Raw genomic sequence first — 10,178 nt, 5'->3', positions numbered from 1 at the left:
CGAAAATATAAAAGACAAAGCCGCTCAACTGAGCGGCTTTTTTCTGTGCACCGGCTGGCCGGGAATCAGAACGAATAGCTGTACTGAACACCATACAGCAGTGCATCTGCTCGCGTGGTTGCGGTCACGGACGTGATACCGTTGGTTTCAGAAGCGTTTACGTCTTTACCCATCAGGTAGGTCAGGCCGACGTCCAGCGTCGACTTGCTGTCCAGATTGTAGCTGAAGCCGCCGGAGAACCATTGGCGATCTGAATCCGGGACAGAAATGGAGGTTTTCTTGTCCTGAGCACTGGTGTCATACATATAACCGGCACGCAGGGTCCAGTCAGCATTCACTGTGTAAGTACCACCAATCGCATAGTGCCAGCCATCCTGCCACTGGTAATCGTTCAGTGTCACACCTTTGTTGGTTTTCAGCGCATCAAAGCTGCTCCACTCGATCCACTGAACGCTATAGTGAACGGCGAACTGGCTGTTCAGTTGGTGGAAGCCGGAAAACTCCACCATATCCGGCAGTGGCATCAATAAGCTCTGGCCGTTCAGGTTGCCGCCTGCTGGCAGCAGATAAATGTCGCCTTCGGCTTTCAGCTCAGGGCTGTAATGATAGGCCAGACCGAAGCGGTTGAGGTCGTTAAGCTCATAGACTGTACCCAGGTTGAAGCCAACAGCGGTGCCGTCAACATCGACATCCAGCACGGTACCGCCGAATTTTGGGTTGGAACGCTTTAATTCACCCTGACCATAGATGATGTCCAGACCACCACCAATACTCCACTGAGGACTGAGGCGATAAGCCGCATTCAGCGCCAGGTTCAGACTTTTCACATCCGTCAGGCCGCCAAATTCGTTGGCAGCATAGCTGCTGCTGAATTCGGTCTTGGTGCCGAAGTTTGAATAAATCCCGGCACCCAGAGCCAGTTTGTCGTTGACAGGGTGAACATAATACAGGTTTGGTACGTATGATGTGCCACCGATTTGTGCATCATCAAGCGGCAGGACACTCGCGTAAGTCGTATCTTTGACGGTAATGTCTGTATCAATAACATTCAGACCCAGTGACATTGCAGGTGCATTAAACAGGGTCATCGCTGCGGCGTTACGTGACATCACTGAAGCATTGTCAGCAATGACGGCATCACCGGCAAAAGCACGGCCCAGGCCGGTGGCAGATTGTGAGTTAAGCTGGAATCCGGCAGCCAATGTTTGCTGCGAAGCCAGCATGACGGCGGTTGCCATCAGCGTTTTTGTAAACAGACGCTTCTTGTACATAGTTATTTTTATCCTGATCGGTTCTTGCTGGCACGTTAACTGTGCCAGAGAGGCAGCGATTGTAGGAGCAGGCAAAAAAACAACAAATCAGACCAGTATCTAAATGATTGTTTTATTGGAGTGGATAGGTACTGACTGATGAAATGATAGGCATTTTTTTGCGGTGGTCACTGGTCGTGATACCACCGCAAGGTTAAATACTGGTCCAACGCATGGCGTCTTTCAGTTGTTCAGCGACAGGCATGACATTTTCGCCTTTGTTCCCCACCACGATCAGGCTGGCGTTCTGAGAAGGCATGACAACGCCGCGCATTTTGCCGTCTTCGAAGCTTTTCATGGCGTTTGAAGATTGAGGTACGACAAAGACAGTGATCTTACCGTGCTTACCGCCGATGACCATGTGTAAGGCTCCACTGCCATTAAAGCCACAATGATTGAGATAGTAAACATGAGAAGGCAGACCGCTGAGCTCTGGCCCGAAAGGCTTGAGTTTGGCGTTCACCTGAGTCAGAGACACACCTTCATCAACCTGATCGACAAATGGGGCTTCGTTATAAATATGCGCCAGTGCAATCTGACCCATGTCTTCGGCAGGGCTCAGCGAAAATCCAGGCTGAAACTGACCGATTAACAAGCCACACAGGAAAGCCACGGAGGCCGCAATCGCTAAATGACGACGGACTTTTTTCTCGGCCTGATAGCCTTGCCCGGACTGGCGGAACAAGATTTTATCGGCCAGATCTTCCGGAACATCCACTTTCATCGCTGCAGACAGCTTGCTGTCTAATTGCTGTAACTCATCGTGAAGTTTACGGTTAGCGATTGACGCATTTTTCGTAGCGACCATTTCTGGACTCTGATCATTAGGATCTGCCAAAATTCGGCGACGAAATTCAAGATCGTCCATTCTGGTGGCCCCTCCGCTCGGTTTGCTTTTCTAAAGCATCTTTTAACTGGTTACGCGCTCTGAACAATCGGGTCATCACAGTGTTTCTGTTCAGTCCAAGGATATTAGCAATTTCATCACCGTTGAATCCAGCCATGACCTGTAAAACCAAAGGTTCACGGTATTCAGACGGCAGTTGTTTGATCATCTGTTGTAGCTGGCCCAGTTCAGACTCATTTAATCCGCCTGCGTCCGTGTCATGATCATCAGCAACGGGGTGATCGTCTATGTCGACCAGATCGAGTTGCTTACGCTCAAAACGCCGGGCATTTTCGCGACGCAGAATAGTGATCAGCCAGGCTTTGGCTGCACTGTCATCGTTGAGGCTGTCCAGCGATCGCCATGCGCGCAGGCAGGTTTCCTGCACCAAATCTTCGGCAATATGCTGATCATGGCACAGCCAGTAGGCGTACCTGTATAGGTCTTTGTGCCAGGCCCTGACCAGGGCTTCATAGCGTGTCTGTTTATTCATATCCACAGAGACCGAGGTACCTGTGTTTTTCTTGCGAAAAAATTGCTTAATCATGATGTAGCCCGTCCGTATCCATTGAGCCGTCGTCAATAATACGGGAGATAACAGGAATTGGATTCATAAAATAGACTGTTGTGTTATTGATTTCCCTCAATATCTGTCAACCCGCTTTCGTTATAGTAGCTGTGTTATCGGATTTAACCCCTGATAACGTCCTTTACGGACTGAGTATACCCTTCAACTACTTGCGCGCGGAAAGTGTCAGTATTTCAATTGATAACTCAATAAGGAATGCTGAACGTTATTGTTCGCTCTTTTTATCAAACTTGCACAAACGACTGACACGTTGAGTTTGTTAACCATACCATAGCGGTGTGGTTTTTTTGCGCTATGTTTTAACTCCTTACATTTTTCATTGTTTTTGGTTGCTCCAACTTCTTAAACATTAATTTGAATTAAATAACAATGCCGTTACAATCGGTGTGGTCTGACCTCTACCATAATGAAAAGGAGCCGCGATGACACGTCGCCAGAATCTCACGACCCAACAGGGTGAACGCATCGCTGTTGTAACCGGATTACGTACCCCTTTTGCCCGCCAGGCTACAGCCTTTAACGGTGTGCCTGCACTGGATCTGGGCAAGATGGTGGTCAATGAAATGCTGCAAAAGATTGATTTTGATCCCGCTTTGATTGAGCAGGTCGTGTTCGGTCAGGTCGTGCAGATGCCTGAAGCACCGAATATTGCCCGTGAAATCGTGCTGGGAACCGGGATGAATATTCACACCGATGCTTACAGTGTCACCCGAGCGTGTGCAACGAGTTTCCAGGCTGCGGCGAATGTGGCTGAGAGTATTATCTCGGGCACCATTGATATTGGTATTGCAGGCGGTGCGGATTCCTCATCGGTCTTACCCATTGGTGTGTCGAAAAAACTGGCTGCCACGCTGCTGGCGCTCAGTAAAGCAAAAACCATGAGCAAAAAAATGGGCCTGCTCAGCAAGCTCAGCCTGAAAGATTTAATGCCGGTTCCGCCTGCGGTTGCTGAATACTCAACCGGCCTGAGTATGGGCCAGACCGCGGAGCAAATGGCAAAAACGCACGGCATCAGCCGTGAAGAGCAGGATGCACTGGCCCACCGCTCTCACAGCCTGGCAGCCCAGGCGTGGCGGGATGGGTTGATTCAGGGGGAGGTGATCACCGCTTTCCCGGAACCGTATCGTCAGTGGATCGATAAAGACAACAACATTCGTGAAGATTCCTCGGTAGAAGGCTACGCGAAACTGCGTCCGGCTTTTGACCGTAAATTTGGCACAGTTACGGCCGCCAACAGTACGCCGCTGACCGACGGTGGTGCGGCGGTATTGCTGATGCGCGAAGGCCGGGCAAAAGAGCTGGGCCTGAAACCGCTGGGCTATATTCGTTCCTATGCGTTCTCAGCCATAGGCGTAGAGCAGGACATGCTGATGGGGCCATCCTATGCCACCCCGCTGGCGCTGGACCGTGCCGGTCTGACACTCTCAGATCTGACGCTGATTGAGATGCACGAGGCATTCGCCGCGCAAACTCTGGCGAATGTGAAAATGTTTGCTTCGAAAAAGTTTGCCCAGGAAAAACTCGGTCGCAGTGATGCGATTGGTGAGATCGACATGGACAAATTCAATGTCCTGGGTGGTTCGCTGGCTTATGGTCACCCCTTCGCCGCAACCGGCGCGCGAATGATTACACAAACGCTGCGCGAGCTGCAGCGTCGCGGTGGCGGTCTGGCGCTGAATACCGCCTGTGCCGCTGGTGGTTTGGGTGCTGCCATGATCCTGGAGACTGAATAATGACGGATGTAACCATGACTGAACAGACGAATACAGAACATACGGTTGAGCCGGCGCAATCAGCCTTCAGCCTGAGCTACGGCGACAATGGCCTTGCCTGGCTGAAAATTGATGTGCCGGGGGAAAAAATGAATACCCTCCAGGCCGCCTTTGCCACCCAGGTCGGCAGCGTGCTGGACGAGCTGGAAGCGAAAAAAGCAGAGATCAAAGGCCTGGTGGTTTATTCCGGCAAGCCGGATAACTTTGTTGCCGGGGCGGATATCCGCATGCTGGCGGCATGCACCACGGCCAAAGAAGCCGAGCAGCTGGCGACGCAGGGGCAGCAGATGTTCCAGCGTCTTGAAGCGCTGCCGTTTCATGTGGTCGCTGCCATTCATGGCCCGTGCCTGGGCGGCGGTCTTGAACTGGCGCTGGCGTGCCACAGCCGGGTATGTACCGACTCCGACGCCACCAAACTGGGTCTGCCGGAAGTTCAGCTTGGCCTGCTGCCGGGCTCAGGCGGCACGCAGCGTCTGCCTCGTCTGATTGGCGTGGCCAATTCGCTTGATATGATCCTGACCGGTAAACAGCTGCGCGCCAAGAAAGCCAAGAAGTTAGGCGTGGTCGATGAATGTGTACCGGACAGTATTTTACTCAAGGTGGCAGAAACACTGGCGCTGAAAGGCAAGCCGGTACGCAAGCACAGTTTCCAGGACTGGGCGATGGGCGGCAACCCTGTGGGCCGCGGTCTGGTGTTTGATCAGGCCCGTAAGAAGACACGCGAAAAAACCCGTGGCAATTACCCGGCGGCGGAAGCCATTTTAGATGTCATCAAATATGGCTTGCAGCACGGCATAGTCAAAGGACAAAAAGAAGAGGCCCGCCGGTTCGGAGAGCTGGTGATGTCTTCGGAATCTGCCTCACTGCGCAGCATCTTTTTTGCCACCACGGCCATGAAGAAAGAAACCGGTGTTGGTGACGATGTCAAACCGGCTGAGGTGAAGCGGGTCGCTGTACTGGGTGGTGGACTGATGGGCGGCGGCATCAGCCACGTGACTGCATCAAAAGCCGGCTTGCCGGTCAAAGTGAAAGATATCGCCAACGACGGCATTTTGAATGCGATGGCGTATAACTTTAAGCTGCTCGATAAAAAGCGTAAGCGCAAAATTATCAGCAAAGCCGAGCTACAAAAACAGATGCTGATGATCAACGGCGGTGTCGATTATCAGGGTTTTGATAAAGCCGATGTGGTGATTGAGGCGGTCTTTGAGGATCTCAGTCTCAAGCATCAGATGGTACAAGAGGTGGAAGCCCATGCCAGACCCGACACCATCTTTGCCACCAACACGTCCTCGTTGCCGATCAACCAGATTGCTTCTGCCGCAGCGCGTCCTGAGCTGGTGGTTGGTTTGCATTATTTCAGCCCGGTCGAAAAAATGCCGCTGGTGGAAGTGATCCCCCATGCCGGCACATCGCCGCAAACGGTCGCGACCGTGGTGAAATTAGCCAAGAAGCAGGGGAAAACCCCGATTGTGGTCGCAGATACCGCCGGCTTTTATGTCAACCGTATTCTTGCCCCGTACATGAACGAAGCCGCGCTGGCTCTGCTGGGCGGAGAGCCAATCGAACACATTGATAACGCGCTGCTGGATTTTGGTTTCCCGGTTGGACCTATCACCTTGCTGGATGAAGTGGGTGTGGATGTCGGGGCCAAAATCAGCCCGATTCTGGAAAAAGAGCTGGGCGATCGCTTCAAGAGCCCGGATGTCTTTGACATTTTGCTGAAAGATGGCCGTAAAGGCCGCAAGTCAGGCAAAGGTTTTTACCTGTACAACGGTAAGAAAAAAGGGGTCGATAAGAGCGTTTATAAACTGCTGAAGCTGAACCCGGCGCGAAAAGCCTCGGGCCATGACATCGCGATCCGCTGCGCACTGATGATGCTGAACGAAGCGGCCCGTTGTCTGGATGAAGGGGTGGTTTACAGCGCCCGTGACGGCGATATTGGTGCGATCTTCGGTATCGGCTTCCCGCCATTCCTGGGCGGTCCGTTCCGCTATATGGATCAGCTTGGTGCCAAGCGTGTCGTTGAATTGCTCAATGAGCATGTCAACAAGTACGGCGATCGCTTCCGCCCCTGCGAGCGTCTGCTGCAGATGGCGCAGGACGGGCAGCGTTTCTACGACTGATTTGCTGCTAAGCATCCAATAAATCAAAGGCCTGCATAGCAGGCCTTTGTCGTTAGAGGGAGATGGAGCAAGAGATGGCGCGAGAGATTGGAAACAAGAGCGATGCGAAACGGTTAACTGATTTTGTGGTGCTTTAACCCTTGCTGCACATTGATGCCCAGACGAAAGCGCCGGTACAGGCTTTTCGGGCGGACTAAGTGCAGCAGCAGAATCACCGAGCCTGCTACCATCAGCGGGTTAAAGCCAATCCACAGCATGAAAGTCAGTGAACACAGGGCGATAGCGGTCAGCAGACACAGCATGCTGTCAAGCTGGCGCGGATGAATAGCCTTCATACAGGGACGGCAGAACAGCCGGCTGTGTAAACTCTGGTTTTTCGCCGTAATAGACTGACGGCAGATCGAACAGGCGTGTGACATAACAGGTTCCTGAACATGGTTCTGAGAAATTATGCTTATTCGACCTCACGGCTTCTTGCATCACTATCCGATACAGACGGCCAGCCTGAGGCTGTATTTTTGGGTTTGTTAATGTAGATAATCGACTGACAGGAAAAGGAAAATTAAGAGGGATACTAAAAGTGGAATCGTGATTCCACTTTTTTCGTTTTGGATATGCAAGCAGTCTCCCCTTGAGTTCGAGATTCAGGAGGAGAAGCGGTTACCGGGCGTTACGCTGAAAATCGCTCACTGAGGTAATCGGATCGCCCACTTCCAGCGGGGTCAGGTTCAGGTGCGCGCCGCCCTGATAATACATCACCAGCCGGTTCGCGGTTCTGGGTTTAATGTCTTCGACCAGAAAACGGACCAGCTCAGCCCGGGACAATGATGCCATTTCGTGGGCAATTTTCTGCCTTTGGTCAAAATGATCATCTTTGTGGCCAATGCTGACCCAATAGCGCTGGGCACGGGCGCGTAAATTGGTATCCGGCTCGGACAACTGAGCGATCAGCCCTTGTTTACTGGCTTGCCATTGGCTCTCATTGAGCTCAAGCAACACCAGCGCGAAGGCATTGGTGAATTCATCAATGGCTTCGAGCAGCTGCAACGGACCGGCCACCGGCGACTGGATATACAGCAGCAGGCCCGGATAGCGGTTCAGCGGCAGATTCGCCGTGCCGACCATATACCCCAGTTGCTGTTCGGTGCGCAGCTCGTGGAAGAAGGTGGTCGACATCAGATGATTGGCCAGAGTGTAGGTGGCAATGGCTTTGGGCGACTGTTCCTGCGACTGGTAGTAAATCAGGATGGCGGAATCGGCATGGCCGCAGTCCACTTCATAGCGCAGCGTACTGCATTCGCCCAGATGGACCAATGGCCGCTGGGCCTCACCATAGAGCTGATCGGTGACCCGAAACGCGTCTTTCAGCACTTCTGCCAATGCCAGGGCATCATCTTTGCGCCAGTCACCGTACACGAAAGCGTCAATGTGCAATTCGGCAAACATGGCTTCGACAAAACCGGGTAATTCGGTGACTTCAACCGTTTCCAGCTCTTTGATCATCGCCGGGTAGGGTGGGTTATTCGGTTGCAGCAGGCCGGTCAGTTGATTAAACAACTGAGAGATGGGCTTGTCTTCCGCGGCATTGCGCCAGTTACGCAGCATCTGTGCTTTGATGCTGTTAAAGCGGTCGATATTGAACGTGCGGCCGGAGAATTTTTCCAGCAGCAGTTTGAGCAGCAATGGCTGCTTCTCGCTGAAACCGGATAACTGGAGTGTTACCCCGCCCTGATGGGCGTACAGGTTATATGCCATCCCTGCCACTTCTGCCGGGTAGGCCACTTCGTTGCAGGATTCCATCAGCATTTCGACACACAGGCGCGTCTTGACGATATTGCGCACAGAGCTGACCGCGTGCGGGCTGTCGATGGCGACATAGACCTGGCCTTTGGGCACTCTGAACTCATGTTCTTGCATGAACCATAACCGGAAGCCCGGCAGATCCTGAATTAACTGAGGAATCGCTTCCTGTTCACCGGTCAGCGGGTGAGGATCCATACGCTGGCACAGGTAGGGGTTTTGCTCGGGCAGCATGAGCGCCGGGTTATCGCCTGGCTCAGCCCAGGCCGTTAACTGCGCTTCGGTAAACGGCGTGACCGAATAAGGGGTGTGATACCAGTCGGCCACTCTGTCGTGCTTCTGGCCTTTTGCCACCAGTGTCAGGCGAAGATTGTCCGGGCGAAGATAGCCAAGCACATCTTGCAGCAGCGCTTCATCGTACTGGCTCATCATATAATCGCCGTAGACGATATCTTCCGGGGCATAGTGCAGCAGGTTCATCACCAGATAGCTGACGGTATCAAGCGGCCGGCTTTTTTCCTGGTAGCGGAACGCCTGCTCCAGCACCGCTTGCTTTTCCAAGTAGCGCCATTCTGCCAGCCCGTGTTCGGTGATGAGTCGGATGTACTGGAAAATGGTGGTGACGATATGATCGACACGATTCAGACCATCGGGTGTCAGGTTCAGGCCGATAGTAAATTCCCGGAAATTACTGCCACTGATCCCGCCGCCCGCCGCCAGGGTATTGATCAATCCTTCGCTTTTCAGGACTGACATCAGGCTGCCTGTACCTTCATTGCCCAGTAGATGCGCCAGATAAGACAACGGCTTGCTGCGATAATGGGCATCCATGGGGGGCAGGGTAAAAGACAGCGTGAGTTTCCGCACTTCTTTAATCGGCTCAATCGCAATAAAACAGGCGTTTTCCCTGTCTGTTATCAGTGGAACCTCAATGGCGGGTTTCTCTTTGCCTGAGTCGGGAATCGCACCAAAGTACTGTTCTGCGTAGGTTGCCAGTTCGTCCAGAGATTGCGGCCCCAGCAGCACCAGCCCCATCTGATTGGCAGAATAATGTTGCTGGTAGAAAGCGATCAGTTCATCGCGAACCGGATTATCCGGCCTGTCTTCCAGGGTGGTGATATCGCCGACTGAAAATTTAGCAAACGGGTGCTCAGGGTTGATGGTTTCTTTGTGTACCTGATAGAGGCGGCGTACATCGTCTTTGAGCTTGAGTTTGTATTCGGAATCGACAGCCTGGCGTTCTTTGTCGACCGCGTCGACATTGAACAGCGGGGCAATAAAAAATTGCCCGAAACGTTCCAGACCGGCAGCAAAGGCCGGCGGGGCGATCTCAAAAAAATAGGTGGTGTTTTCTGTGCCTGTCCAGGCATTGTTGCTGCCGCCGTACTGGTTTACGAAGGACTGGAATTCGCCCGGGTTGGGGAATTTTTCCGTTCCCAGAAAGAGCATGTGTTCAAGGAAGTGCGCCATTCCCTGGCGATCCAGAGGATCATCAAAGTGGCCGATGCCGACAGACAGCGCCGCTGCAGCCCGGGGTGCCGTGTGATCATGAACCAGCAAGACCCTGAGTTGATTGTCCAGCGTCAGATAGCGGTACTCTTTGGGATCGTTCGGACTTTTGAACACAGGAAGCGCCTATATTTACAGGGAATTAGGGTAATTATGACGCCCATTAATGGCACTGGCAAATTCTGT

The 10,178-nt window shown here is 52.7% G+C and carries 7 protein-coding genes; 2 read left to right on the top strand and 5 right to left on the bottom strand.

Annotated features, from left to right (window positions below):
* Positions 1-65: 65 nt before the first annotated feature.
* The 3 genes from P4S53_RS09000 to P4S53_RS08990 all read right to left on the bottom strand — a co-directional run bounded on the left by P4S53_RS09000 (position 66) and on the right by P4S53_RS08990 (position 2,743).
* The gene (locus tag P4S53_RS09000; protein WP_337112422.1) at positions 66-1,271 is read right to left on the bottom strand and encodes an outer membrane protein transport protein; all 1,206 of its coding nucleotides are present in this window, start codon (positions 1,269-1,271) and stop codon (positions 66-68) included.
* Positions 1,272-1,464: 193 nt separating this feature from the next.
* Positions 1,465-2,178, bottom strand: a complete 714-nt coding sequence (locus tag P4S53_RS08995) for a DUF3379 domain-containing protein (protein ID WP_337112421.1) — start codon at positions 2,176-2,178, stop codon at positions 1,465-1,467.
* Positions 2,165-2,743 carry a sigma-70 family RNA polymerase sigma factor gene (locus P4S53_RS08990; RefSeq protein ID WP_337112420.1) on the bottom strand — a complete coding sequence of 193 codons (579 nt, stop codon included), beginning with the start codon at positions 2,741-2,743 and terminating at the stop codon, positions 2,165-2,167. The genes P4S53_RS08995 and P4S53_RS08990 overlap by 14 nt, the downstream gene beginning before the upstream one ends.
* Before the next feature lie 464 nt (positions 2,744-3,207).
* On the opposite strand from P4S53_RS08990, the gene fadI reads away from it, so the two are divergent.
* Together fadI and fadJ are read left to right on the top strand one after the other, a co-directional pair.
* Positions 3,208-4,518: an acetyl-CoA C-acyltransferase FadI gene (gene fadI / locus P4S53_RS08985; protein ID WP_027253975.1), complete on the top strand. Its 1,311-nt coding sequence runs from the start codon at positions 3,208-3,210 to the stop codon at positions 4,516-4,518.
* A 14-nt stretch (positions 4,519-4,532) separates the two neighbouring features.
* Positions 4,533-6,683: a fatty acid oxidation complex subunit alpha FadJ gene (fadJ, locus tag P4S53_RS08980; RefSeq protein ID WP_337112428.1), complete on the top strand. Its 2,151-nt coding sequence runs from the start codon at positions 4,533-4,535 to the stop codon at positions 6,681-6,683.
* A gap of 113 nt (positions 6,684-6,796) precedes the next feature.
* On the opposite strand, the gene P4S53_RS08975 is transcribed toward fadJ, so the two are convergent.
* Positions 6,797-7,102 carry a hypothetical protein gene (locus tag P4S53_RS08975; protein WP_337112419.1) on the bottom strand — a complete coding sequence of 102 codons (306 nt, stop codon included), beginning with the start codon at positions 7,100-7,102 and terminating at the stop codon, positions 6,797-6,799.
* A gap of 241 nt (positions 7,103-7,343) precedes the next feature.
* On the bottom strand, positions 7,344-10,109 hold the full coding sequence (locus P4S53_RS08970) for an insulinase family protein (RefSeq protein ID WP_337112418.1): 2,766 nt from the start codon (positions 10,107-10,109) through the stop codon (positions 7,344-7,346).
* Positions 10,110-10,178 lie beyond the last annotated feature (69 nt).

This window comes from Photobacterium sp. Hal280, from assembly GCF_037162255.1.
Classification (GTDB): Bacteria; Pseudomonadota; Gammaproteobacteria; order Enterobacterales; family Vibrionaceae; genus Photobacterium.
Note: the sequence above shows the minus strand (reverse complement) of the source record. Positions and strands in the feature narration are given on the sequence as shown.

Excerpts from the sequence above, each read along its gene's own strand:
- P4S53_RS08975 (WP_337112419.1), bottom strand. The coding sequence starts at position 7,102 with ATGTCACACGCCTGTTCGATCTGCCGTCAGTCTATTACGGCGAAAAAC.
- P4S53_RS09000 (WP_337112422.1), bottom strand. The coding sequence starts at position 1,271 with ATGTACAAGAAGCGTCTGTTTACAAAAACGCTGATGGCAACCGCCGTC.
- P4S53_RS08990 (WP_337112420.1), bottom strand. The coding sequence starts at position 2,743 with ATGATTAAGCAATTTTTTCGCAAGAAAAACACAGGTACCTCGGTCTCT.
- fadI (WP_027253975.1), top strand. The coding sequence starts at position 3,208 with ATGACACGTCGCCAGAATCTCACGACCCAACAGGGTGAACGCATCGCT.
- P4S53_RS08995 (WP_337112421.1), bottom strand. The coding sequence starts at position 2,178 with ATGGACGATCTTGAATTTCGTCGCCGAATTTTGGCAGATCCTAATGAT.
- fadJ (WP_337112428.1), top strand. The coding sequence starts at position 4,533 with ATGACTGAACAGACGAATACAGAACATACGGTTGAGCCGGCGCAATCA.